The following is a 24,764-nucleotide window of genomic DNA, read 5'->3' on the forward strand; positions in this document are numbered from 1 at the left end:
GCTGCTTCGCCCAGGGGCGGAATGCGCGGAGCCGAGAGCTGCTTGCCCGGTTGCTCCACCGGGGCCCCTTGATCCGCTAGCGGACGCGGCGGTAGTGCGTGCGCATGAGCGGGCGCCACGAGCCGTCGGGCTGCAGCGCGTTGCCCGAGAAGATGCGGTGATCGTCGCTCACGATCTCGATGACGTCGCGGTACTTCCCGCAACCCACGCCCGACATCGCCGGGCCCTCGCTGTCGAGGTTGAGGATCCGCCCGCCAGCCTCGAGCGAGCCCTCGTAGACCCAGATCATCGGCATCATCGAACCGACCCAGGAGCCGACGAAGCGCTCCTGCTGCGGGTCGTAGCCGAGCGTCATCAGCGTGAGCCCCTCGCCGCCCTCGGGCATCGGGCCCCGTCCCTCGGCCACGATCCACAGGGGCCCGAGCGCGCGCACGGTCTCGCGGCCGCGGCCGGCCCCCCCGGGGCCGGGGTCGGTCGAGGCCTCGGTCTCGTAGGTCCACTCGCCGACGAGCTGTTGCAGCCACTGGTGTTGCTTCTGCGGTTCGAACTTCATGGTCGACTCCTTGTCGCGAGCCCCGTGCGGTGGTCGCGCCGGGACTTTGGGCAAATTCGGGCGGCTGTGCAAACGGAGACTGCGCAGGCGTACACGGACCGTCGCGGCGCGGAGCCCGCCATCCGATGGGGCCGCAGAGCGACACGGCGGAGCCGCGGAAGTAGCCTGTCTCCTCGGCCCTGCTCGAAAGGGCATGCGTGAAAGGACATGCCTAAAGAGGCATGTCCTTTCAAAGGAGGAATCACTCGCCCGGCAGCCAGAACGTGAACGTCGAGCCGGCGCCGGGCTGGCTGGTGACGGTGATGTCGCCGCCCATGAGCTGGACGAAGTTGAGGGTGATGGCGAGGCCGAGGCCGGTTCCGCCGAAGCGGCGGGAGATCGAGGCGTCGGCCTGGGTGAAGTTGTCGAAGATCTTGCGCAGCTGGGGCTCGCTCATGCCGATGCCGGTGTCCGCGACGACGAACACGACGCGGCGGGCGCCGTCCTCGACGTGCTCGCGGATCCGCAGGGTCACGGTGCCCTGCTGGGTGAACTTGTGGGCGTTGCCGAGGAGGTTGATCAGGATCCCGCGCAGCGCGGTGGCGTCGGCGCGCAGGGCCGGCAGCGGGTCGGGGACGTCGAGGACGAAGCGGTTGCCGCGGCGCTGCTGGCCCGGGCGACAGGCGGCGTCGATGCTGGTGAGCAGCGCGCCGAGGTCGATGTCCTCCGGGTGCAGCGCGAACTTGCCGGCCTCGATCTTCGACAGGTCGAGGACGTCGCTGATGAGCCCGAGCAGGTGCCGCGCCGAGGCGGCGACCCGCTCGAGGTCGGCGGCGAAGCCCCCCGTCGCCACCTCGGCGTGCTCCTCGAGCAGCAGCTCGGTGTAGCCGATGATCGCGTTGAGCGGGGTGCGCAGCTCGTGGCTCATCGCCGCGAGGAACGAGCTCTTGGCCCGCGTCGCCTCGAGCGCCTGGTCGCGCGCCTGCTCGAGCTCGCTGTTGGCGAGCTTGAGCTCGTCGAGGGCGCGCCGCAGGTCGGTGACGTCGAACAGCAGGACGGTCAGCTCGCCGCCGCGGTGGGCGGCCGCCTGGAACGAGATGAAGCGGTCGCCCATGGCGAGCTGCTCGCTGACGGCGTCGCCGGACGCGGCCCGCTGGACGGCGTCGCGGAGGGCGGGGAAGCCGGCGAGCGCCTGGTCGGCGCAGGCGCCGAGGCAGGCGGCGGGGTCGAGGCCGAGCTGGCGCAGGCCGGCGCCCTCGGCGAGGGAGATCCGGCGCGTCGCCGGGTCGAGGCTGAGCAGGGCGATCGGCAGGGCGTCGACGACGAGCTGCAGGCGCCGGGCGGTGGTCGCCAGCGAGGTCTCGGCCCGCTGGCGCTCGATGCGGTCGAGCAGCTGGCGGTAGACCACGCCGGTGAGCTTGCTGATGAAGCCGAGCACGGCGATGTCGCCGTCGGTGAAGCGGTTGGGCGTGCCGGAGGCGAGGCCGATCACGCCGAGCACCTCGTCGCGGCACATCACCGGCATGAACAGGCGCGCGCGCACGACGAAGCTGCGCGCGCTGTTCTGGGTCTGCTGGTTTTGGTCGAGCAGGACGTCGGGGACGTGCAGCAGCCGCGGCTCGCGGAACACGCTGCCCGGGTGTCGATCCCACGCGGTCCGCTCCGCCTCGGCGCGCTCGGCCGGCGAGAAGCCGCGGCCCGCGAAGGTCCGCAGGCGCCCGGCCTCGAAGTCCCACAGGTACAGCGCGATGTACTCGGCGTCGCACAGCTCGTCGAGCGCGCGCTCGATCTCCTGCGCGAAGCCGTCGAGGTCGTGGACCGACGCGATGCCCGACGAGATGCCCGTCAACAGCTCGATGAGGTGTCGATTCGCGGCGTCGATGGCGAAGCGAGAGCGACTCAAGCCGCGCGCTCCGGGGTGGGCTCGTCGTCACCACCAAGCGCGATCACGCCGGCGGCGCGGTGGACTGCGAGGTTCATGCGAACGTCGGGCGCCCATGGTACAGTCAGGGTCCCGTGGGTGTCGTCGAGATCCCGCAAGACGCGGACGCGGCGGCCACGCAGCGGGGCGTGATCCACCTCGTCACCGCCGCGATTCTCTTCAGCGGACTCAGCGTGCTGGCCAAGCTCGTCGGCGCGCGCGTTCCGCTCCCCCAGGTGATCCTCGTCCGCAGCCTGGTGACGGTCGCTTTCGCCCGGGGGACGCTCGCGCGTGGTGACATCCCCGTATGGGGCACGCGGCGCGCGATGCTGGCGCTGCGCGGGCTGTTCGGCTTCGTCGCCCTGGTCTGTTATTTCTATGCGCTGATGCACCTGCCGATCGCCGACGCGATCGTCATTCATTACATCCACCCGGTGTTCACGCTGCTGCTGGCGACGGTGGTGCTCGGCGAGGCGCTCGACCGCCGCGAGACGGCCTTCATCGTCGGGTGCTTCGTCGGCGTGGTGCTGGTGACCCAGCCGGAGTCGCTGTTCGGGGCCGGGGCGGACAGCGCCGACCCGTTCGCCCTGGCGATCGCGGTGCTCGGCGCGGTCATCTCGGCCGGGGTGTACGTGATGATCCGCGAGCTGCGATCGACGGAGCACCCGGTGCGGGTGGTCTTCTACAACGCGCTGGTGGCCGCGATCCTGTCGGCCCCGTGGGCGGCGACGACGTGGGTGACGCCCGACGCGCTCGAGTGGACCATCCTTCTGGCGATCGGGGTCTGCACGTTTCTTCATCAGCAGAGCATGACCGTCGGCCTCCACCTGGTGCGGGCCGGCCGGGCGACGGCGCTGGGCTACGTGCAGGTGCTGCTGGCGATGCTCGCCGGGATCTGGTGGTTCCAGGAGGAGGTCGACCTCGTCGCCTGGTGCGGGGCGGCGATCCTGGCGGTCAGCGCGGGCTGGCTGGCGACCGACCGCAGGCGGATCCCGTCGCGCGCGTGACCGCCGGGCTCACGCGGCGCGGCGGACGACGGCGCCGATCAGCTCGAGCAAAAAGTCGATCTTGACCGGCTTGCGCACGACGTCGAGCGCGCCCAGGGCGGTGATCTTGTCGGAGGTCTCGACGCCGGCGGTCAGCAGCACCAGCGGGATGCCGCTCCAGACCGGGTTTTTCCGCTGCTCCTCGCGGAACTGATAGCCGTCCATGCGCGGCATCATGAGGTCGAGGAGGATGAGGTCGGGCTGCGGCCCCTCGGCGAGCCGCCGCAGGCCGTCGGCGCCGTCCTCGGCGACCAGGACCTGGTAGCCCTCCTCGGCGAGGATCTCGGCGAGCACGTCGCGGATGTCGCGGTCGTCTTCGACGATGAGGATGATCGGTGCGCGGTTCATCGGTCCCTCGTTCTCCACGTTCATGGTTGCGCCGCCTGACGCGGGAGCTGCAGGCGAAAGGTCGAGCCCTGGCCCGGGGTGCTGGTGACGTCGAGGACGCCGCCGTGCGCCTCGACGATCCGCCGGGCGATGTAGAGGCCGAGGCCGAACCCGCCGTAGTGCGCCGACGAGACGGCGCGCTCGAAGCGGTCGAAGATCCGCGGCCGGTCCTCCTCGGCGATGCCGATCCCGCGGTCCTGCACCTCGATGGCGACCTCGGGCCCGCACTCGAACACGCGCACGTCGACCGGGCGGCCGGCGCCGTACTTGAGGGCGTTGGCCAGGAGGTTGTGCAGCGCCTGGTCGAGCTGCTTGCGGTCCCAGGCGCCGCGCAATTCGGGCGGGGCGTCGACGCGGATCTCGCAGCGGGCCCGCTGGGCGTCGGGCTCGGCCCGCGCGACCAAATCGCGCACGAGGCCGACGAGGTCGAACTCCGTCAGCTCGAGCGAGAGCCGGCCGAGGCTCATGCGGCTGACGTGGATCAGGCTGTCGACCAACGCGGTGACGCGCTCGATCTGCCGGATCGCGCCGTCGACCTTGCGCGCGAGCACGCCCGAGTCGTGCTCGCCGCGGTCGACCAGCCGCACCAGGTGCTCGAGGTGGAAGCCGAGCGCGGTCAGCGGGGTCCGCAGCTCGTGCGAGGCGACCGAGAGGAAGTCGTCCCGCACGGCGATCGCGACCTGCAGGTCGGACACCAGCCGCTCGCGCTCGCGCTCGGCCAGCTTGCGCTCGGTGATGTCCTCGGCGATGCCGGCGGCCCGCCACGGGCGCCCGGCGGCGTCGCGGATCAGGGTGCCGCGGTCGCGGATCCACTGCACGGCGCCGTCGGGCCGGACCACCCGGTACTCGAGGTCGCGCGAGTCGACCGCGCCGGTGACGAGGTCGCGCTGCGAGTCCTCGGCGGCGGCGCGGTCGTCGGGGTGGATCGCGCGGGTCCACAGGGTCGGGTCGCCGTACAGCTCCTCGGGCGAGCGGCGCCACGCGTGCTCCCACCCGGGGCTGACGTAGACGAAGCGCCAGTACGGCGAGAACTCCATCAACCAGAACGCCTCGTCGATGGTGGCGGCGATCTGCCGGAAGCGCTCCTCGCTCTCGAGCAGAGCCCACTCGGCCCGCTTCCGGGCGCTGACGTCGACGGCCACGGTGAGCACGCACGGCCGCTTGCGGTACTCGATCAGCTCGGCCGACATCAGCACGCTGTGGACCCGCCCGGCCTTGCTGCGCAGCCGCAGCTCGAGGTCGCGCACCGGGGCCCGGCGGGCCAGCAGGCGGTTGAAGCGCTCGACGTCCTCGGCGTCGACGAGCACGCCGAGCTGCAGCGGGGTCTTGCCCAGCATCTCCTCGCGCGGGAAGCCGTGGGCCTTGATCGCGGCCTCGTTGACCTCGAGGTACTCGCCGCCGGGGAGCTCGTTGACCGTCATCGGGTTGGGGTTCTTGCCGAAGGCCCGGGCGAACAGCTGCTCGCTCTCCCGCAGGTCGAGCTCGGCCTGTTTGCGCTGGGTGACGTCGATACCTATCCCATAGATCATGGTCGTACGGCCAGACTCGTCGTACACGGCGCGGCCGCGACCTTCCATCCAGCCGACCGCGCCGGTGTCGGCGCGGACGAAGCGGAACTCGATCCGGTAGTCGCGCCGGTCCGCCACGGCAGCCTCGATCTCGGCGCGCAGGTAAGCGCGGTCGTCGGGGTGGACGGCGGCGTAGAGGCTGCTCTCGCCCGCGGCGCCGGCCGTGAGGCCGAGGATGTCCTCGAGCTCGCGCGACAGCCAGGCGGCGTCGGTGCCGGGGTCGAGCATCCAGGTGCCCATGTGGCCGGCCCGCAGGACCAACGACAGCGCCTCCTGGGTCTTGCGCAGGCGCACCTCGGCCTGCTTGCGGTCGGTGATGTCCATCGAGATGCCGATCAGGCCGACGATGGCGCCGGTGGCGTCGCGATAAGGTGTCTTCGAGGACAGGAAGATCCGGCCGTCGGGGCCGCGCTCCTCGAAGAAGTCGGAGCGCCCGCTGGCCAGCACCCGCTGGTCGTTGTCGCTGATGTGCTGGCCGACGCCGAAGTCCATGAACTCGGCGTCGCGCCGGCCCAGCACCGCCTCGGCCGGCTTGCCGATGGCGTCGATGGCGGCCGGGTTGGCGAACACCATCCGCCCCTGGACGTCCTTGGCGAACACGAGGTCCGGGGTGTTGTCGCACACGGCCTGCAAGATGGCGCTGGCGTGGTGGGCGGCCGCCTCGGTCCGCCGGCGCTCGGTGATGTCGCGGACGACGCTGAGCAGGACCCGCTCGCCGTGGACGTCGGCGCCGCGCGAGCTGACCTCGACCGGGAAGGTGGTGCCGTCCTTGCGCCGGTGCGTCGTCTCGGTGAGGCCGCCGTCGGCGTCCTCGCGCGGGGCGCCCTCGGCCCGCAGGTCGGCGAGCCGCAGGCGCAGCAGCTCGTCGCGCGAATAGCCGTAGGCGGCCACGGCGGCGTCGTTGGCCTCGATGATGCGGCCGTCGTCGCCGCGGACGAACAGGAAGATGTCGCGCCCGTGCTGCGACATCAATTGGTAGCGGGCCAGCGCGGCGGCCTGGCGCGCCAGGTCGGTGACCTCGCGCCGGGTGCCCCAGGCGCGGCGCAGCCGGCCGTCCTCGACGGTGCCGACGAGCGAGCTGAGGAAGCGCCGCTGACCGCCGGCGTGATCGGCATCCTCGACGTCGACGAGGCGGTAACCACCGGCGATGAAGGCGCGGTAGAACTCGCGCAGGCGCGGGTCGTCGCGCGGAAACAGCAGGTCGATCGGCGCCCCGCGCAGCTCGTCGGCCCGCTCGTAGCCGTACATGCGCGCCATCGCGTCGTTGCACTCGCCGAGCCGCCAGCGCTCGTACCACAGGTCGATCTGCTCGTCGGGCGGGAGGTCGGTCGGCACCGGGTCGTCGCCCTCGAGGCACCAGATGGCCTCGCCGCTGCCGGCGACGAAGGCGCGGTAGCTCTCCTCGCGCCGCTTCAGCCGCTCGCTGACCTCGACGCGCTCGCTGACGTCCTGCATCGAGCCGACGAGCCGCCGCAGCCGGCCGTCCTCGTCGCGCTGGACGAAGCCGCGGTCGATGATGTGGGCGAAGCCGCCGTCGCCGCGGCGGAACCGGTACTCGAGCCGCCAGCGCACGCGGTCCGGGTTGTCGCGGATCGCCCGCTCGACCTCGGCCAGGACCCGCTCGCGCTCGGCCTCGTGGATGTTGTCCGCCCACCAGCTGAAGGTCGGTCGCACCTGGTCCCGCCGCCAGCCGAGCGCGTCGTAGATCGCGTCGCCCCAGAACACCCGGCCCGTGGCGATGTCCCAGTCCCACAGCACCTCCTGGGTGGCCCGCGCCGCCAGCTCGAAGCGGGTCTCGCGGTCCTGCAGGGCGCGGAAGGCGATCGCGTGCTCGAGCGCGAGGCCGACGTGCTCGGCGCACACGTGGGCGGTGTTGAGGTCGTCGTCGCAGAACGGCCGCCGCCGGTCGTCGCGCCACATCGACAGCGCGCCGACGACGGCGTCGTCGGCCCGGATCGGGACGATGATGACGCTGGCGATGGCGAACCGCCGCACGTACGCGCGCAGCTCGGGCGGCAGGTCGTCGGCGAAGTCGGTCGGCAGGTGGGCGTGGAACACCGGGCGGCCGCTGGCGATCACCCGCCCGGCCGGCAGCAGCTCGAGCGGCATGCCGGCGAAGCTCTCGCGCAGGAACTCCTCGGCGAGGATGTCGCGGTGGGCGTAGGCGCGGACGTTGAAGTCGGCCTTGAGGTGGGCGGCGCTGCCGTCGACGAAGTCCTTGACGAGGGTGCGCGTGGTGACCTCGACGATCGCGGCCGGGTCGGTGCGCGCCTGGGCGATCGCGCGGGCGAGGCCGACGAGCATCTGCAGCGGCGGCCCGCCGCCGTCCCCCTGCGCGTGCGAGCCGGGAGAGGCGCCGCCGCTCATCCGACCACGTCTCCTCGCAGCAGCGGCACGCCGTCCTGGTCGCGGGCGCCCGGCGGCGACAAGGTCGCCGGCTCGGGGTGCCGCGGCAGCTCGACGCGGAAGTAGGTGCCGCCGGTGCGTGTCGACTCGACCGCGACGGAGCCGCCGTGGGCGAGCGCGATCTGCTCCGTGATGTAGAGGCCGAGCCCGAGCCCGGCGGTCTTGGCCCCGCCCTTGGCGGCGCGCTGAAACGGGTCGAAGATCGCGCCGAGCATCTCGGGCGCGATCACGCCGCGGTTGTGGACGACGAAGCGGACGACGGCCGGGTCGCGCCCGTCGACCTGGGCGGTCGCCACCGGCGCCCCCTCGGCGTGCTGGATCGCGTTGCCGATCAGGTTCGAGGCCATCTGCGACAGGCGGTCGACGTCCCAGGTGCCGCGGGTCTCCCCGCGCACGTCGAGGACGATGCGCGCCTCGGGGTTGGCCTGCTGCTGCTCGTCGATGATGGTGCGGCAGATCGCCGCCAGGTCGGCGTGCGTCGGCCGGATCTCGAGCCCGCCGGCGGCCCGGATCCGGGTGACGTCGAGCAGCTGCTCGATCATCCGCAGCATGCGCTGGCCGCTGCTGGCGATCTGCTGCAGGACGCGGCGCAGGCGCTCGTCGGGGCAGCGCCGCAGGCCGAGGCTGGTGGCCATGAGGATCGCCGACAGCGGGCTGCGCAGGTCGTGGCCGAGCACGGCCATGAACATCTCCTGGTAATGCATGGCCCGCCGCAGGTCGGCCACCAGCGCCTCGCGCTGCTCGGCGACGCGCCGCTTGTCGCTGACGTCGACGCAGACGCCGACCCACTCGCGGACCTCGCCGTCCTGGCCGAGCATCGGCACGGCGCGCACCTCGGTGTCGGCGTAGGTGCCGTCGGCGCGGCGCAGGCGGTACTCCATGGTGCCGGGCACGCGCCCGCTGCAGATCCGCCGCCAGGTCTCGCGCACGCGGCCGCGGTCCTCAGGGTGGACGGCGGCGAGCCAGCCGGAGCCGCGCGTCTCCTCGAAGGTAAGGCCGGTGAAGGCGCGCCACGAGGCCGAGTCCTCGAAGGCCGCACCCTCGGGATCGGTCGACCACACGATCTGCGCGGTCGCCTCGACCAGGCTGCGGAACCGGCTCTCGCTGAGCCGCAGCGCCTGCTCGATGTCCTTGAGCTCGGTGACGTCGTGGAGGATGACGGAGATCGCCGAGACCTCGCCGGTGGGGTCGTGGACGGGGCAGGCGGTGACGGTGACCGCGAACAGGGCGCCGTCGTCGCGCCGCACGTGGGCCTCGAGCTCGCGCACGACCTCGCCGGCGAGCACCCGCCGCACGGCGAGCTCGCGCAGGCGGGCCCGCCGCCCGCGCACCCGCTCGCCTTTGCCGAGCCGCGACCAGATGTCCGTAAAGACATCCGGGTCGACGTGCAGCTCGGCGGCGTGCCGGCCGACGCAGTCGTCGGGGTCGCGGCCGAGCGCGGCGCACAAGGCGGGGTTGACCCATACGATCGCGCCGGTGCGGTCGACGACGTGGATCCCCACGGCGCTCTGCTCGAGGCACTCGACGAGGTCGTCGTGATCACCGACGAAGGCGCCGGACGCGGCGAGGAGCTCTCCGATGTAGCGACGCTCGCTGGCCATCCTTCCTTTTCGGAGGGGGGCATAGAACCGATCGGACCCTTTTCAAGCCTCGCCCCCGGGCGCGAGCGGGCGGCGGTCGGTCGCGCCGCGGCCGCCGGCCGGCGTCGGCAGCGGCGGGGCGAACGGACCGCGCGCCGCGTTCGCGGCGTCCGTCACGAGTCCCAAAGGACAGGTCGTGGCGGGCCGCCCCCGCGCCGGCGCGCGCCGCCCGATCGGCCCCGGCGTCGCGACGCGGCGACGCGGGCGCCGGGCTCCGCTAAGGTGGGGCGGTGACGCTGCGTCCGTTCCTCTTCATGTCCGCGGCGGCGCTGCTGGCCTGCGGCGGACCGCCCGCCGGAACCGGCGAGCCGGCCGCAGCTCCCCCGAGCTCGAGCCCGCGGCCGGCCGAAGCCGCGAGCGACGAGGCGCGAGGCGCCGCGGCGGCGAGCGAGAAGGCGGCGCCGGGCCCCGCGTCGGCGTCGGGGGCGGCGCTGCCCGGGCCCGCGCCTGCGTCGGTGACGAAGCTGCTGGCCGACATCGACCCGACCCGCCTGCGGGCCGACGTCGATCGCCTGGCGGGGTTCGGCACGCGGCACACGCTGTCGGACACGGCCTCGGAGACGCGCGGGATCGGGGCGGCGCGGCGCTGGCTGCTGGCCGAGCTGCAGCGGGCCGCCGAGGCGAGCGGCCGCACCGGCGAGCTGGCGATGACGGCCGCGTTCGACGTCCACCGCGTGGCGCCCGACGGCAAGCGCGTCGATCGCGAGGTCGAGGTGGTCAACGTGGTCGCGGTGCTGCCCGGGTCGATGCCGGAGGCCCGGCGGCGGCGCTACTACGTGCTCGCGCACTACGACTCGCGCGCCAGCGACGTGATGGACGCGACGGCCGAGGCGCCCGGGGCCAACGACGACGGCTCGGGCACGGCGCTGGTGCTCGAGCTGGCGCGGGTGATGGCGACCCGCAGCTTCGACGCGACGCTGGTGTTCATGGCCACCGCGGGCGAGGAGCAGGGGCTCCTCGGCGCGCGTCGCCACGCGGAGGCGGCCAGGGCGGCGGGGCTCGAGATCGCCGGAGCGCTGAGCAACGACATCGTCGGTGACCCGAGCGACCCGCGCGGGGGCAGTCACCGCGCGGAGATCCGGCTGTTCTCGGAGGGCGTGCCGGTGACCGCCGATTTGGCGGCGTGGCAGCTGGCGCGCCAGACCGGGGCGTTCGCCGACGCGCCGTCGCGGCAGCTCGCGCGGGTGGTCGCCGACGTGGCGGCGCTGCACGGGCTGGCGGTGCGGCCGCGCCTGGTCTTTCGGCCAGATCGCTTCCTGCGCGGCGGCGACCACACGGCCTTCAACGAGCAGGGCTTCGCGGCCGTGCGCTTCACCGAGGTGGCCGAGAACTACGACCGCCAGCACCAGGACGTGCGCACCGAGGCCGGCCGGGCCTACGGCGACCTGCCGGCGCACGTCGACGCGGCCTACCTGGCCGACGTCGCCCGCGTCAACGCGGCCGCGCTGGCCCACCTGGCCGACGCCCCGTCGCCGCCCGGCGACCCGAAGCTGATGGCGACCGAGCTGACCGGCGACACGACCCTGCGCTGGACCGCCAGCCCCGAGCCCGACGTCGCCGGCTACGAGGTGCTGCGGCGCGCCACCTCGGCGCCGGGCTGGGAGCACGCGCAGGACGTCGGGGCGGTCACGGAGGCGACGCTGCCGTTCAGCAAGGACGACTGGCTGTTCGCGGTGCGCGCGTACGACCGCGACGGCTACCGCAGCCCGGCCGCGTTCCCCCGGGTCGCGCGCGAGTGAGGGGCCGCGACATGTCTCAAGAGACATGGCAGAAGGTACAGCCGCCGGTCGGGCTGCGCCGGCGGCCCTGTCCCTGGTCGACGGGGGGCGAGCCGTGAGGTAGAGTGCTGCCGGTGGCGGTGCGTGACGACGGCGAGCTCCTGGGCGCGTGGCAGGCCGGCGACGCCGCGGCCGGCGAGGCGTTCGTCGACCGCCACTTCGCCGCGATCACCCGCTTCTTCCGCAACAAGGCGTGCTGCGAGGACGACGTCGCCGAGCTGGTCGGCCAGACGTTCCTCGGCTGCACGGCAGGCAAGGACCGCTGGCGCGGCGAGGCGGGGGCGCGCCAGTTCCTCTACGCGATCGCCGGCAACGTGCTGCGCAAGTACATCCGCGGCCGCTACAAGCGCAAGAGCGAGGCGCTCGACTTCGCGGCGGTGTGCGTGCAGGACTGCGAGGGCGCGTCGTTGAGCTCGATCGTGGCGCACCGACGCGAGGCGCGGTGCCTGGTCCAGGCGCTGCGGGAGATCGCGGTCGAGGACCAGATCGTGCTCGAGCTGATGTACTTCGAGGGGCTGTCGGGCAGCGAGGCGGCCGCGCTGCTCGGGGTGCCGGAGGGCACCGTGCGCGGCCGGATCGCCCGCGGGCGCCAGCGCTTGCGCGAGCGCGTGGCGGCCCTGCTGGCGGCCGCGCCCGCGGCCCCGACCGTCGACGTCTCGCCGGAGCAGCTCGAGGTTTGGGCCCGCGAGCTGCGGCGGCAACAGGGCTGGGAGTAGAGGCGATGGCGCGGTGGTCACCTGTTCGAAGGGTCATGTGGGGAGCGCTGGCGCTGGCGCTGGTCGGCTGCTCGCCGCGGGCGCCGCGGGCTGTCGCGCAGCGCGAGGCGACGGCGCCCAACCCGGCCGAGGTCGCGGCCGACTCGCTGCGCGCGCTGCTGGCCGCCGACGACGCCGACCGCTGCGCCGCCGAGGGCGAGGCGCAGGTGCGGCAACACCCGGGCAGCGGTCGGCTGCGCGCCTGGTGGCTGGCGTGCGTGGCCCGGACCGGTCGCAACGGCGAGGCGGCGGCGCAGGTCGATCGGTGGCTGGCCGAAAGGCCAGATGACGCGTGGGCCCGGTGGGCCCGCCTGGCGGTGTGGCTCGAGGAGTCGGAGCCGGCGCGGCCCGCCTCCCTGGCGGACACGGCGGCGCTGGTCGAGGCCATGGCCGGGCACCCCGACGCGGTGCGGCTGCGCGCCGCGGCGCTGGCCCGCTGGCACCACGGCGACGAGCTGGCGGCGCTGGTGGCCGTTCACCCGGACGCGCCGCCGTGGGCGCGGGCGGTGGCGCGGCTGGAGAAGGCCCGCGGCGACGCGACGCTGGTGCCGCAGGCGCTGGCCGACGCCCACGAGATCGCGGCCACCGACCCGGAGTTCGTGACGGCGGCGGCGCTCGTCGGCGCCGGGCTCGAGCGAGCGATGAAGCTGGTCGAGGCGCTGGCGTGGGTCGACCGCGGGCTTCAGCGCGCGCCCGACTCGCTGCAGCTCCGCGCGCGCCGCTGGTGGCTGCTCCAGCTGCAACCGGCCGAGCCAGCGGCCAACAAGCGAGCGGTCCTCGAGGACATCGCGGCGACGCTGGCCCGCGCGGGCGCGCGGCCGGCCGTGCTGCTCGCCGCCGCCCGGACCTACCGCCAGCTCGGCGAGCCCGGGCTGGCCGAGCCGCTGGAGGCGCGGCTCCTCCGCGAGTTCGCCGATTCGCCGGCGGCCGAGGCGCTGGTCGCGGCCCGCGACCGGGCGCTCACCGGCGACGATCCGTACTCGACCGCGAAGCCGTCGCCGGCGCAGCTGGCCGCGCAGGGGGCCGCGGACGCCGCGTTTTTGGCCCGGCCGCGTCACCACGATCCGCTGCTGCGCGAGGCGGCGGCGCTGCGCCGGTTCGAGGCGGCGGTGGCCGACCCGGCGGCGCCGCCGGCCGCGGTGGTGGCGGCGGTCGAGGCCGCGCGGCCGCTCTTGCACAGGGAGCAGCTGCGGTTCTTCAGCGCGGCCGCGCGGGCGCTGATCGATCGCGGGGGCGAGCCGGCGCGGGCGGAGGCGCTGGTGCGCGAGGGGCTCGCCGCGGTCGCCGACGAGGTCGAGGTGGCGCGCGCGCGCGGTCACTCCTTCGACGGGTATCAGGGCTGGATCGAGGGCGAGCTGTACGACCTGCTGGCGCGGGTGCGGCTGAGCGAGCGGCGGGTCGCCGACGCCGAGGCGGCGCTGGCCGCGGCGACGAAGCGCGGCAGCCAGGGCGACGACCACACGCTCGCGCAGGCCGAGCTGGTGCGGCTGCGCGGCGACGCGGCCGAGGCCGATCGCTTGCTGGTCGCCTGCAGCGACGCGCAGGACGGCGACGTCGGCGACGACGCCTGCCGGCGGGCGCTGGCGGCGGCCTGGCTGCGGACCCACGGCAGCCAGCGCGGCCTCGACGCCCACGCGGCGAAGCTGCTGGCGCGCGTGCGGGCGGAGCGGCGGCAGCAGGTGTTCGCGGCGATCGCCGCCGAGCCGAGGCCGGCGCCGGAGTTCCGCTTCACGACGCTCGACGGCCAGGCGGTCAGCAGCGAGTCGGCGCGCGGCAAGCTGACGGTGCTGCACTTCTGGTTCACCGCCTGCGGGCCGTGCGTCGAGGAGCTGCCGCGCTGGCAGCAGTTCGTCGACGCGCACGCCCGGCCAGCGCGACCTCGAGCTGCTGACGGTCCACGCGATCGGCGCCGCCGACGAGGTCACGGCGTGGCTGCGCGAGCACCCGCAGCGCTTCCCGGTGGCGATGAGCGACGGCTACTGCGAGCGCGCCCAGCCGTGGGCCTTCCCGACCACGTGGTTCCTCGATCGCCAGGGCCCGATCGCCTACGAGGCGCAGGGCGCCGGGCCCGACCTGCCGCTCGAGTTCGCCTGGCGGGTCGAGGCGCTGCGCGCGGGCGCGGGCAAGCGCGCGGGGTGAGGTCGGTTGTGTCTTTGGGGGCATGTCTCTTGAGGCAGATGCGACGGCCGGGCCGAGCAGGAGGTCGCCGGGCGGCGGCGTCGGCTCCGCATGGCATGTCTTTCGCGACAGGTCCAGGTCGTGACGGGCCGAGCCCGCGGTCCGCTCGGCCGCGGGGCGCGGCCGGGTGCGAGGGGATCTGCGCGGCGGTCCGTTCATTCGCCACGGTCGCGGCGAGGTGTTTCGCGCCGCGCCCGGGCTCGGGCGGGGCGAGGCCCAGGAGGCAGGCGTGGGTCGACATTTAGCTGTCTTTTTGACCATGTCCGTGGCGACAGCCGCTTGCGACGCGCGACGGGCTCGCCCGTACGAGCGGCCGGCGGCCCCGGCCGTCGACCCGGCGGAGCGCGCGGCGGATGAGCTGCGCGACCGGCTGGTGGGGCTCGACGCCGAGGGCTGCGCCGACGCGGGCGGGGCGCTGGTGCGGGCGCACCCGGACCGCGGTCGCCTGCGGGCGTGGTGGATCGCCTGCGTGGCGGCGGCCGGGCGCCACGCCGAGGCCGAGGCGCAGGTCGCAGCGTGGCTGTCCGAACGGCCAGACGACCCGCACGCCGAGCTGGCGCGGGTGCTGGCGTGGATCGGCGAGTCGCCGCTGCTCGAGCCGCAGGCGCTGCTGCGGTCGGCGGCGCTGCTGGAGCGCCTGCCCGAGCGCGACGACGCGGTGCGGGCGCGGGCGTGGGCGCTGATGGCCCTGCGCGCGGGCGACCTGCGGGCGTTCGTCGCCGCCGAGCCGGGCGCGCCGGCGGTGGCGCGGGTGACGGCGCTGCTGCTCGCGGCGCGCGGGAAGCCGTCGCGGCTGCCGGAGGCGCTGGCGGTGGCGCACGCGGTGCCGGAGGACGACCCGGAGTTCGCCGCGGTGGCGGAGCTGATGGCGCGGCGCTTGCCGGAGCTCGAGCGGCCGGTCGAGGCGCTCGCGTGGGCCGAGGCGGGGCTGCGCCGCGCGCCGCAGGCACCCGGGCTGCTGCGCCAGCGGTGGACGCTGCAGGCCGGGCAGGCCAAGGCGGACCCCGAGGCGGTGGTCGAGGACATCGAGGCGACGCGGCAGGCCTTCGCCGACCGACCGGCGGTGCTGCTGGCCGCGGCCGAGAGCCTGCGGGCTCTCGGCCAGGCCGGACGCGCGGGGCCGATCGAGGCGGCGATCCTGGCCGGGTTCCCCGACTCGCCGGAGGCCGAGGCGGTGCTCTACCGCCGGCTCGAGCCCGCCAGGGGGGCCGCCGCGAGCGCCGACCCGGACGCGCTGTCGCTGCGGCGGACGATGCTCGCCGCCTACCTGGCGCGGCCGCAGCACCACAGCCTGTGGCGGCGCGAGAACGCGGCCCGCTGGCAATTCGAGGCGGTGGTCGCCGACCCGACCGCGGAGGCGGGGGCGATCGTCGCGGCGGTCGAGGAGATGATGGCGCACCGGCGGTGGCTGCTCGACTCGTCGATCGAGGCCGCGCGGGCGCTGGTGGAACGCACGAAGGAGTTCGAGCGGGCGGAGGCGCTGGCGCAGGCGGGGCAGGCGGGGGCCGAGGCGTTCGCGGCGGCCTGGAGCGCCGTCGGCTCGACGACCGCGGAGATGGTCCGCCGCGACTACGCGCTGGTGACGCAGACGATCCTCGGCGGCCTGTACTTGAAGACAGGTCGGATCGAGGAGGCGAGCGCCGCTCTGGGGCGAGCCGAGGCGCTGGCGGTCACGCCCTACGGCGAGCTGCAGCTCTACCTCGCCGAGCTGGCGCGGCGCCGCGGCGACGATGCGGCGGCCGACACGTACCTGGCGGAAGGGACAGGCCTGCCCGGGGACCAGGGCGAGCGCTGCCGGCGCGCGCTGGAGGACGCCTACCGCCGGCGCACCGGCGGTCTGCGCGGGTTTTCAGCCCACCTGGAGGGCCTGCTGGCGGCCGACCGCGCGCGGCGAAAGGCGGAGGTGCTGGCGGGCTGGACCGCGGACGCGCGGGCGCTGCCGGACTTCAGGCTGGCGCGGGCCAACGGCGACGGCGAGCTGACCCTGTCGTCGCTGCGCGGGCGGATCGTCGTGCTGCACTTCTGGTTCAACACCTGCACGGGCTGCCTGCAGGAGCTGCCGGCGTTCGCCGAGTTCGCGGCCGCGCACGCCGGCGAGCCCGACGTCGCGGTCGTCAGTCTGCACTTCGGCGGCACGGCCAGCGAGGTCGCCGCCTGGACCCGCGAGCGCGGGATCGGCTTCGAGGTGCTGATGGACCCGGGGTACAGCGGGCGCGTCGGCGTCGACAGCTTCCCGACCACCTGGTTCTTGGACCAGGACGGCCGCCTGCGCTTCGCCCCGCCGACGCGGCTGGTCCGCCACCTGCGCGAGGAGTTCGACTGGCGCCTGGAGGCGCTGCGGGGACGCGCGGGGCCGCGCGTCCCGGGCGGCGCGGTCGCGGGTTAGACTCGCGGAGGATGTCCGACGACCCGCGGAGCGTCCGCAACACGCCGCTCCGGATCGACCCGGAGCGGCTGGCACACGCGCTGGCCCGGGCTGACCTGAAGGCCAGGTTGTTCGGGCCGCCGAACGAGTCGGAGCGGGTCGGCCGGTTCGCGGTGCTGCGCCGCGTCGGCGCCGGCGGCATGGGCGTGGTGTTCGCCGCCTACGACGAGCAGCTCGACCGCCGGATCGCGCTCAAGCTGGTCCACGCCGGCCACCACGACCCGGCGGCCGCGGCCCGCAGCAAGCGCGAGGCGCAGGCGCTGGCCAGGCTGTCGCACCCGAACGTGGTCCAGGTCTACGAGGTCGGGGAGGCCCGCGGGCAGGTCTACATCGCCATGGAGTTCGTCCAGGGCGAGACCCTGCGCGCCTGGCAGCAGCGCGCGCCGCGGACCTGGCGCGAGACGCTGGCGATGTACGTGCAGGCCGGGCGCGGCCTGGCGGCGGCCCACGCGGTCGGCCTGGTCCACCGCGACTTCAAGCCCGAGAACGTGCTGGTCGGCGACGACGGCCGGCCGCGCGTGGTCGACTTCGGGCTGGCCCGGGCCCGGCCGCCGGATGGCGCAGAGAACAGGTCCGAAGGGGAAGGTCCAAAAGAACAGGTCCGAATGGGCATGACCCCTCGGGCAGGTCTGCGCGTCGAGCCGGCCGAGCTGACGGCTCCGGGCGCGGTGGTCGGCACGCCGGCCTACATGGCGCCCGAGCAGCACGCGGGCGGCGAGGCCGACGCGCGCAGCGACGTGTTCTGCTTCTGCGTGGCGCTGCACGAGGCGCTGCACGGGGCGCGGCCGTTCGCCGGCGAGCGCCGCGAGGACGTGCACGCGGCGATCGTGGCCGGGGCGATCGCCCGCGGCCCGCGCGAGGTGCCGGCGTGGCTGCAGCGGGTGGTCGACCGCGGGCTGCAGGCCGACCCGGCCGCGCGCTGGCCGAGCATGGAGGCGCTGCTGGCGGCGCTGGGCCGCGACCCGACCCGCCTGCGCCGGCAGCTCGCGCTGGCGCTGGCGCTGCTGGCGGCGCTGGTCGGCGGCGGGGCGTGGGCGTGGCAGCGGCTCGAGCAGCGCCACGCCCGCGACGTCGAGGAGGAGCGGGCGCGGGCCGCCGCGACCGCGGCCGACCTCGAGCGCACCCAGGCCGCCGGGGAGGCGCGCCGCCTGGCCGCGGCCGCGGCCCAGCACGCCGGCGACGACCCGGCCCTGCGGCTGCTCCTGGCGGTGGCGGCGGTGTCGACCGCCCGCGAGCGCGGCGAGGCGCCGCCGCTCGAGGTCGAGCAGGCGCTGCTCGACGCGCTCGACGGGCCGCGCAGCGACCTGTTCGCCAGGCCAGGCGCGGCGGTGGTCGACGCCCTGGCCGAGAGCCGCGACGGCCGCTGGCTGGCCACCGGCGAGCGCGAGGGGGCGGTCGCGCTGTGGTCGACCGGCGCGCCGCGGGCCCCGGTGGACATGGCCCTCGGGACAGGTAGCGTCCGCGGCCTGGCGTTCGCGCCCGCGGGGGCGGCGCTGGCGGTCGCGCGCGCCGGCGGGCCGCCGTGCGTCCACGCGCTGGCGCCCGCCGGCCGGCTGGAAGAACCTGTCTGTTGGGACATGTCGCCGGCCGACCCGCGCGACCTGGCGTGGGGCGCCCGCGGGGCGCTGGTGCTGCGCGACGGGGCGAGCGTGCACGTGCTGCGCCCGCAGCAGCCGCCGCAGGCGATCGGCGCGCCGGGCGAGGAGCAGCGCCGCGCGCTGTGGAGCCCCGACGGCGCGAGCCTGCTGACGCTCGCGGCCGACGGGTCGCTGCGGCTGTGGCCCGAGGCCGGCGGCCCGGGGCGCACGCTCAGGCTGCCGGCGCCGGCGGCCCGCGGGGCGACGGGGCTCCTGGCCGCCGAGTGGCGGGCCGACGGGGCGGAGGTCGTGGTCGGCCGCGCCGACCACACGGCGGCGATCGTGCCGGTCGACGGCGGCCCGGCGCAGCGGCTCTCGGGGCACACCGACGAGGTCTACGCGGCGGCGTTCCTGGCCGGCGGGCAGCAGGTGGTGACGGTCTCGCGCGACGGCAGCGCGCGGGTGTGGGAGCGCGACGGCAGCAGCGAGCGGATCGAGCTGCAGGGCCACGAGGAGGCGCTGCTCGGGGTCCAGATCGGGCCCGACCGCAACCTGCTCCTCGGGACACCCGCGGGCGGCGAGGTGTGGCTGTGGCAGCTCGACGTCCGCGGCCCGCCGCTGCGCCTGCGCGGCCACGCCGGCAGCGTGGTCGCGGCCCGCTTCTCGCACGACGGCGCCCGCGTGCTGTCGGCCTCGGTCGACGGCAGCGCGCGCCGCTGGTCGATCGCCGACGACCCATGGCTGCTGCGCGGGCACGCGGCCGGGGTCGAACAGGCGGCGTTCCTCGCCGACGGCCGCACGGTCGTGACCGCCGGCCTCGACGGGTCGGCGCGGGTGTGGCCGCGCGACGGCCGGCCCTCGGCGCGCCTCGGCGGCCACCGCGAGGGCGGCTCGGTCGCGCTGGCGCCCAGCCCCGACGGGGCCCGCCTGCTGTCGGTCGGCAGCGACGGCCGGCTGCGCCTGTGGGCGCTGACCGGCGCCGAACCTGTCCCTTCAGCCAGCCTCACCGCGGCCCGCGGGGCGGCGTTCCTCGACGCCCGCTGGAGCCCCGCCGGCGACGTCGCGGCGGTCGCCGGCGAGGACGGCCGCGTCCACCTGGTCCGCTTCCCCGCGGTCGGCCCGCCGAGCCTCGAGGAGGTGGCGGCCCACGCGGGGGCGGTGCGTGTCCTTCAGTTCATGGCCGATGGGACAGCCATCGCCAGCGCCGGCGACGACGGGCCCGTGCGGGTGACGCCGCTGCCCGGATCGCCTGTCCGCAAGGCCAGCTTGCAGGGCCACGCCGGGCCGGTCCGCGCCCTGGCGGCCAGCGGCGACGGCAGCCGCCTGGCCAGCGCCGGCGACGACGCGGTGGCGCGGGTGTGGTCGCTGGCCCGCCCCGAGGCGGCGCCGATCGAGCTGCGCGGCCACGCGGGCTCGATCGGGCAGATCCAGCTGCGCCCCGACGGCCGCGCGGCCCTGACCGCGTCGACCGACGGGACCGCGTGCGAGTGGCCGCTCGACGGCGGCGAGCCGACGTCGCTGCGCGGGCACACCGACGCGGTATGGGTCGCGGCGTACAGCCCCGACGGGGACGCGATCCTCACCGCGTCGGCCGACGGCACGGCGCGCCTGTGGTCGCGCAGCAGCGCAGGGTTCACGTCGCTGCGCCTGCCGCACACGCCCGCCGCAGGCCCCGGCGAGCCCGACCACACGCTGTGGACCGGGGCGTTCTCGCCCGACGGCCGCCTGGTCGTCACCGCCGGCGCGGACGGCCTGGCCCGCGTGTTCCCGGCGACGCTCGACGGCCGCGTCGCCGAGGCCTGCGCCCGCGCCGGGCGCGACCTGACGCCGGCGGAGTGGAGCCACCACTTCGGCGATCGGGCGTACGCGAAGACATGCTCGTGAGGACATGTCTCGCGAGACATGCAGGAAATCGAGGCGCCGCCGGGCCCGCGGTCGCGGGAGAGGAGGGTTGCAGGGCGGCGCCGAGGTCGTCAGGGACGGAAGCGCCGCCGACCTCGGCGCGCGTGGTGAACAGACGCGCGACGGCAGGAGCGAGCGGCGGCGACGCGCGAGGAGCCTGCATCGGCGCGCGGAACGATCGACGCCGGCCCGCAGGGGATCGAGGATGACGGCGCGCGCGAGCGCGGGCGGTGATGCACGAGACGTCACTCGGGCGCGTCGCGGTCGCGCGATCGCGGCGCGGTGATCGTGGTCCGGGTGCCATGGCACGATGGCGGCGTGGACGAGCGCCTCACCGGCGACGAACCGCACGTCCTGCGGGGTGCCGGTCGCGGCGATCCTCGCCTGGAACAGGGCGAGCACCGCGGCGTCGAGGTCGGACGGCGCGCGGACGCGGCGGACGAACACGCGGCGAGGCCCCGGCGCCGCATCGATGGCGCCGTGGTGGCCGTCTGGGCCGTGCCCCACGGTCCGGGAGCGGCGGAGTCGAGGCGGGCCCGTGGCGGTCGCGGCGAGGACGGGTCGCGGCGCGCCGACGCGAACGGCCGGCGGGTCGGAGGACACTACCCCATGACCTCGCTCGCTCCATTCGCCCGCCGCTCGTCGCCGCGCTCTCCGGATGCGCGGCGCTTCGCCGTGACGCAACACAAGCGCTCGTCGCGGCCGCCGCGGTGATCGTCGGGAGCCGCGCGGGGCACCACGACGGACCAGGGAGAAAGTCATGACGATCCTGCAGACCGAGTTCAACAAGTTCAACGACGCGATCCGGCTCGGCTGGGACAACGAGGAGGCCAGGTTGAGGGAGCGGCGCGACGCGGTGATCGACCGGATCCGCGAGCGCATGGGCGGCCCCAGCTTCAGTCACTTCAATCAGGGGAGCTACGAGCTGCGGACCGGCGTCAAGCCGGTGAACGGCGACTACGACATCGACGTCGGCCTGCGCTTCAATACGACGAGGAGCGAGTGGCCCGATCCCGTGGCGCTGAAGCAGCGGGTGGTCGACGCGCTGTCCGGGTACAAGGTCGAGCTCCGGCGCCCGTGCGTGACCGTGTACTACCAGCGCCGCAACGAGCCGCTCTACCACGTCGACCTCAACGTCTACGTGCCGGCGGAGACGGAGGGGATGCTCCACCTCGCCGTCGGGAAGGTCGGCGACGCCGCTCCCTTGAAAGAGTGGCGCTTCACCGATCCGCTGGCGCTCGGCGCCGCGCTGGACACGACGTTCGCGGCCGACGATCGCGAGCAGTGTCGCCGGGTGATCCGCTACCTGAAGCGGTGGAAAGACTCGAACTTCCCCGCGCAGGGCAACGCGGCGCCGAAGGGGATCGGGCTGACCGCGGCCGCGCTGCAGTGGTTCACGCCGGCCAGGGAGCGCGACGGTGTGGCCAATCGGGTCCACCACGACGATCTCAAGGCGCTGTCCGGGCTGGTGTGGGCGATGCTGGCGCACGCGACCCCGCGGCTGGTCGTCAAGCTGCCGGTGCCGCCCCACGACGATCTGTTCCGGCGGATGAGCGAGCAGGAGATGAGCATCTTCGTGGCCAAGCTCGGGGAGCTCGACGAGGGGCTGCGGCGCGCGCTCGCCGACGCCGACGAGGGATCCGCGAGCCGCACGCTGCGGGAATTCTTCGGCGAGGACTTCCCCGCGGTGACCTCGTCGCCGACCGCGCGCCGGATCGGGGCGATCGTGTCGTCGGGATCGGCCGGGTGATGCACGCCGACGACCTCACCGCGACGGCGGAGCTGCTCTGTGCCGCAGGCCTGCTCGAACAGGGCTGCGTGACCCCGGCGGACGCGCTGCTCGAACCGTGGGCGCGGCTCCACGGCGTCGTGGCGGCGATCGAGGGCGTGGCGCACGTCGACGGGCACGCGCTCGCGCTGCGGCTCGGGCTCACGCCGCGGTTCCCGGGTCGACTGCCGACGGTGTTCGTCCTCGACGCCCGCTTGCACGGGCGGATCCCGCACGTGTTTCAGCACGGGCACGTCTGCTATCAGGAGTACGAGGGGGTGCTGCTCGATCGCTACCAGCCCGTCGCGGTCGCCCGCGAGGCGCTGGCTCGCGCGGTCGAGACGATCCGTCGCGGGCTCACCGGCGAGAATCGGGCCGACTTCATCGAGGAGCTGGCGCTCTACTGGCCCGGCGCTGCGGAAGGGCTCGGCTTCTTCGCCGCCGACGCGCAGATCCAGCCGATCCTGCGCTTCGTGCTGCCATGGGCCGGGACGTTCGCGTTCGTCCGCGATCGGGCGCAGGCGCGCGAGCTGCTCGTCGCGCCGATGCCCTTGCGAGTCCCGGAGGTCATGGCGCCGCTCGAAGCATGGTTCGACGATACGGTGACCCCAGGTCTGTACATTCCGCTGGAAGACGTCCCGCGGCCGCCCGACCCGTTCCCGCTCGGGCCGTGGACGAGGGCCCAGGTCGCGCAGCTCATCCGCCACAACCTGTCGGACGGGCAAAGGCGGCGCCTCGAGCAGCTCACGCGTGGCCTCAAGACGAGGTCGACGTTCGTGATCCTGCGCGTGCCCCGGCCGCGCGGCGGGGACCACCTCGTCGGTATCCGGTACGACGACATCCGCGGGGCCCATCCGCTGGCGCGAGCGACCGGCAGCGCGACGATGACACAATTTCGCGTCGAGCGGCGCGATCCGGGCTACCTGGTCCCGCGCGGGGGCGGTGAACCCCCGCTGCGGGCCAAGCGGGTGCTGCTCGTCGGCTGCGGGGCCATCGGCGGGCACCTCGCGGGCGAGCTGGTGCGCTGCGGGGTCGGGCACCTGACGCTGGTCGATCCGGACGTCCTGCGCCCCGAGAACGCGTATCGGCACGTGCTCGGGGCGCCGTCGCTGTTCGTATTGCCGGCCAAATCGCTGCAGCTCGCGGCGGAGATCCAGCAGCGCTATCGGGGCGTCGAGGTGTCGGGGCTCGCGGCGTCGATCGAGGACGCGCTCGATCAGGGAGCGATCGACGTCACCCGGTACGACCTCGTCCTCTCGGCGACCGGCGATCCCAACGTCGATCGCGGGCTGAACGAGCGGCTCCACCGGCTGGAGCACCGACCGCCGCTGCTGTTCACGTGGCTCGAGCCGCTGGGGATCGGCGGCCACGCGCTGGTGGTCCAGCGATCCTCGCCGGGCTGCCTCGACTGTCTGTTCACGCCGCACCCGCTCGACGCCTCGCCCGTGTTGACGAACCGCGCCGCGTTCGCGGCCGCCGGCCAGGTCTTCACCCGCGAGCTCGCAGGCTGCGGCAACGCGTTCACGCCGTACAGCTCGCTCGACGCGCTGCGGACGGCGGAGCTCGCGGGGCGCCTCGCGGTCGAGGTGCTCGGCGGGCGCCTGCGCGAGACGCTGCTGCGCTCGTGGAAGGGCGACGGCGCGGCGTTTCACGCGGCGGGGCTGCGCACGTCGCCTCGCTACGAGATGGAGGCGAGCGCCCTCGAGCGAGGCGGGGCCGACGTCGTGGCCGCGGGTTGCAAGGTGTGCGGCGGCCGATGAGCAGGGACTGACTGTGAAACGATCACGGCCGGAGCTCGAGCGCCTCGCTGTATCGCCCGCCGGCGAAATCATAGGTGACGATCATCGGGGCCGCGTTGTGGAGGATCCGCCGGCCGCACTCGATCGCCACCGCCACGGGCGCCGCCGCGAAGATGTGGAGCCGCTCGAGCGCGGGGTGGCGCTGCTCGATCTGCCCGAGCACCGCGCGGTAGTGGCGGGCGAACTCCTCGAGCTGGGCCTCGCTGCGCACGGCGTCGAGCCGCGGCTCGGCGAGCGTGATCTCGTAGGTCGCGCGCCCGGCAGGCCGCAGCACGGCGTCGACGCGCTCGCGCTGGACGCGAGCGCTGGCCGACACGAGCACGGCGACGTCGCGCGCCGGCGGAGCTGCGGGATCGGCGACCACGAACCAGCGATCCAGCCCGGGCGCGTCGGGCTGCCAGCTCCAGCCCGCGGGCGCGCGGAGGCGCTGAAACACGCGGGCGTCGATCGTCTCCGACACGGCGTGCCCGAGCGCGACCAGCCACGGGATCGGGGCCAGGCCGAACAGCGACAGGTGGCAAGCGCCCGAGGGGAGCACGACGTCACGGAGGTGCTGCTGAACTCCGTGGCAGATCCGCAGATGGCCTTTCGACCAGGTCGATGGATCGCCGGCCCGGGGGTCGAGGTCGTGGAGGTCCAGCCTCAGCCGGCTGAGCGGAGTCGCGGCGCCGAGCGCCGCGCGCACCTGCTCCTCGTCGATCGCCGAGATCGGGCCGGCGATCGCGGCCTCGAGGGTGATGACATGCGTCCTCTGGCCGACCGCAGCGGCGAAGAGGACGGCGACGGCGTCGATGTCGCTCGCCCGGCGCGGGCGCGCGGCCCGGAGCCGGGCGAAGAAGTCCGCATCGATGTACCCGGCCTGCTGCAGGGCCACGGCGACCTTGTAGAAGACCCGCTCCGGCGCCGCCTCGAAATTGACCTCATGCACGACCTGGGCGGCGTCGAGTTCGAGGTGAACGAATCGCTGCAGCCCGTCGGGCTGGAACAGGCTCTCCAGCAGCTTCACGAGGTCGATGAGCGCCATGAGGTCGAGGTTCGTGAAGGGGGAGGCGAGGGTAGCGCGCGGAGCGGGCGGCCGTAAA

General features: G+C 74.8%; 15 protein-coding genes. 9 read left to right on the top strand and 6 right to left on the bottom strand.

Annotated features, from left to right (window positions below; all coding sequences use genetic code 11):
• Positions 1–76 precede the first annotated feature (76 nt).
• Positions 77–553, bottom strand: a complete 477-nt coding sequence (locus NAEX_RS36045) for a DUF1579 domain-containing protein (RefSeq protein WP_096332004.1) — start codon at positions 551–553, stop codon at positions 77–79.
• A gap of 241 nt (positions 554–794) precedes the next feature.
• A complete protein-coding gene (locus NAEX_RS36050; RefSeq protein WP_096332005.1) occupies positions 795–2,435 on the bottom strand; it encodes a GAF domain-containing sensor histidine kinase in 1,641 nt (546 codons plus the stop codon).
• A 113-nt stretch (positions 2,436–2,548) separates the two neighbouring features.
• Between NAEX_RS36050 and NAEX_RS36055 the strand changes: the two genes are divergently transcribed.
• Positions 2,549–3,460, top strand: coding sequence for a DMT family transporter (locus tag NAEX_RS36055; RefSeq protein WP_170136291.1), 912 nt, complete (start codon positions 2,549–2,551; stop codon positions 3,458–3,460).
• Between the two features lie 9 nt (positions 3,461–3,469).
• Here the strand turns inward: NAEX_RS36055 and NAEX_RS36060 are convergent, their stop codons facing one another.
• The 3 genes from NAEX_RS36060 to NAEX_RS36070 are packed head-to-tail and all read right to left on the bottom strand — an operon-like array spanning position 3,470 to position 9,461.
• The gene (locus NAEX_RS36060) at positions 3,470–3,847 is read right to left on the bottom strand and encodes a response regulator transcription factor (protein ID WP_170136292.1); all 378 of its coding nucleotides are present in this window, start codon (positions 3,845–3,847) and stop codon (positions 3,470–3,472) included.
• Between the two features lie 20 nt (positions 3,848–3,867).
• The gene (locus NAEX_RS36065; RefSeq protein ID WP_096332008.1) at positions 3,868–7,821 is read right to left on the bottom strand and encodes a PAS domain S-box protein; all 3,954 of its coding nucleotides are present in this window, start codon (positions 7,819–7,821) and stop codon (positions 3,868–3,870) included.
• On the bottom strand, positions 7,818–9,461 hold the full coding sequence (locus tag NAEX_RS36070; RefSeq protein ID WP_096332009.1) for a sensor histidine kinase: 1,644 nt from the start codon (positions 9,459–9,461) through the stop codon (positions 7,818–7,820). Before NAEX_RS36070 ends, NAEX_RS36065 begins: the two co-directional genes overlap by 4 nt.
• A 269-nt stretch (positions 9,462–9,730) precedes the next feature.
• On the opposite strand from NAEX_RS36070, the gene NAEX_RS36075 reads away from it, so the two are divergent.
• The 8 genes from NAEX_RS36075 to NAEX_RS36110 all read left to right on the top strand — a co-directional run bounded on the left by NAEX_RS36075 (position 9,731) and on the right by NAEX_RS36110 (position 23,643).
• Positions 9,731–11,239 (top strand): M20/M25/M40 family metallo-hydrolase, encoded by a 1,509-nt coding sequence (locus NAEX_RS36075; RefSeq protein ID WP_096332010.1) that lies wholly within the window; start codon positions 9,731–9,733, stop codon positions 11,237–11,239.
• A 113-nt stretch (positions 11,240–11,352) separates the two neighbouring features.
• Positions 11,353–11,994, top strand: coding sequence for an RNA polymerase sigma factor (locus NAEX_RS36080; protein WP_170136293.1), 642 nt, complete (start codon positions 11,353–11,355; stop codon positions 11,992–11,994).
• 35 nt (positions 11,995–12,029) lie between these two features.
• Positions 12,030–14,456 carry a TlpA disulfide reductase family protein gene (locus tag NAEX_RS36085; RefSeq protein ID WP_096332012.1) on the top strand — a complete coding sequence of 809 codons (2,427 nt, stop codon included), beginning with the start codon at positions 12,030–12,032 and terminating at the stop codon, positions 14,454–14,456.
• Between the two features lie 14 nt (positions 14,457–14,470).
• Entirely contained in the window at positions 14,471–16,597 is a 2,127-nt protein-coding gene (locus NAEX_RS54060; RefSeq protein WP_096332013.1) for a TlpA disulfide reductase family protein, read from the top strand.
• An 11-nt stretch (positions 16,598–16,608) separates the two neighbouring features.
• Complete coding sequence (locus NAEX_RS36095; protein WP_096332014.1) at positions 16,609–20,097, top strand: WD40 repeat domain-containing serine/threonine-protein kinase; 3,489 nt, start codon at positions 16,609–16,611, stop codon at positions 20,095–20,097.
• A gap of 336 nt (positions 20,098–20,433) precedes the next feature.
• Entirely contained in the window at positions 20,434–20,829 is a 396-nt protein-coding gene (locus tag NAEX_RS36100; protein ID WP_143825694.1) for a hypothetical protein, read from the top strand.
• A 46-nt stretch (positions 20,830–20,875) separates the two neighbouring features.
• Complete coding sequence (locus NAEX_RS36105) at positions 20,876–21,865, top strand: cyclic GMP-AMP synthase DncV-like nucleotidyltransferase (RefSeq protein ID WP_096332016.1); 990 nt, start codon at positions 20,876–20,878, stop codon at positions 21,863–21,865.
• Complete coding sequence (locus tag NAEX_RS36110; protein WP_096332017.1) at positions 21,865–23,643, top strand: ThiF family adenylyltransferase; 1,779 nt, start codon at positions 21,865–21,867, stop codon at positions 23,641–23,643. Before NAEX_RS36105 ends, NAEX_RS36110 begins: the two co-directional genes overlap by 1 nt.
• A gap of 22 nt (positions 23,644–23,665) precedes the next feature.
• Here the strand turns inward: NAEX_RS36110 and NAEX_RS36115 are convergent, their stop codons facing one another.
• Entirely contained in the window at positions 23,666–24,706 is a 1,041-nt protein-coding gene (locus tag NAEX_RS36115) for an SAVED domain-containing protein (protein ID WP_096332018.1), read from the bottom strand.
• Positions 24,707–24,764: the final 58 nt, after the last annotated feature.

The sequence above is a fragment of the Nannocystis exedens genome, assembly GCF_002343915.1.
In the GTDB taxonomy this organism is placed as follows: domain Bacteria; phylum Myxococcota_A; class Polyangia; order Nannocystales; family Nannocystaceae; genus Nannocystis; species Nannocystis exedens.

Excerpts from the sequence above, each read along its gene's own strand:
- NAEX_RS36045 (WP_096332004.1), bottom strand. The coding sequence starts at position 553 with ATGAAGTTCGAACCGCAGAAGCAACACCAGTGGCTGCAACAGCTCGTC.
- NAEX_RS36060 (WP_170136292.1), bottom strand. The coding sequence starts at position 3,847 with ATGAACCGCGCACCGATCATCCTCATCGTCGAAGACGACCGCGACATC.
- NAEX_RS36065 (WP_096332008.1), bottom strand. The coding sequence starts at position 7,821 with ATGAGCGGCGGCGCCTCTCCCGGCTCGCACGCGCAGGGGGACGGCGGC.
- NAEX_RS36070 (WP_096332009.1), bottom strand. The coding sequence starts at position 9,461 with ATGGCCAGCGAGCGTCGCTACATCGGAGAGCTCCTCGCCGCGTCCGGC.
- NAEX_RS36085 (WP_096332012.1), top strand. The coding sequence starts at position 12,030 with ATGTGGGGAGCGCTGGCGCTGGCGCTGGTCGGCTGCTCGCCGCGGGCG.
- NAEX_RS54060 (WP_096332013.1), top strand. The coding sequence starts at position 14,471 with ATGTCCGTGGCGACAGCCGCTTGCGACGCGCGACGGGCTCGCCCGTAC.
- NAEX_RS36095 (WP_096332014.1), top strand. The coding sequence starts at position 16,609 with ATGTCCGACGACCCGCGGAGCGTCCGCAACACGCCGCTCCGGATCGAC.
- NAEX_RS36105 (WP_096332016.1), top strand. The coding sequence starts at position 20,876 with ATGACGATCCTGCAGACCGAGTTCAACAAGTTCAACGACGCGATCCGG.
- NAEX_RS36110 (WP_096332017.1), top strand. The coding sequence starts at position 21,865 with ATGCACGCCGACGACCTCACCGCGACGGCGGAGCTGCTCTGTGCCGCA.
- NAEX_RS36115 (WP_096332018.1), bottom strand. The coding sequence starts at position 24,706 with ATGGCGCTCATCGACCTCGTGAAGCTGCTGGAGAGCCTGTTCCAGCCC.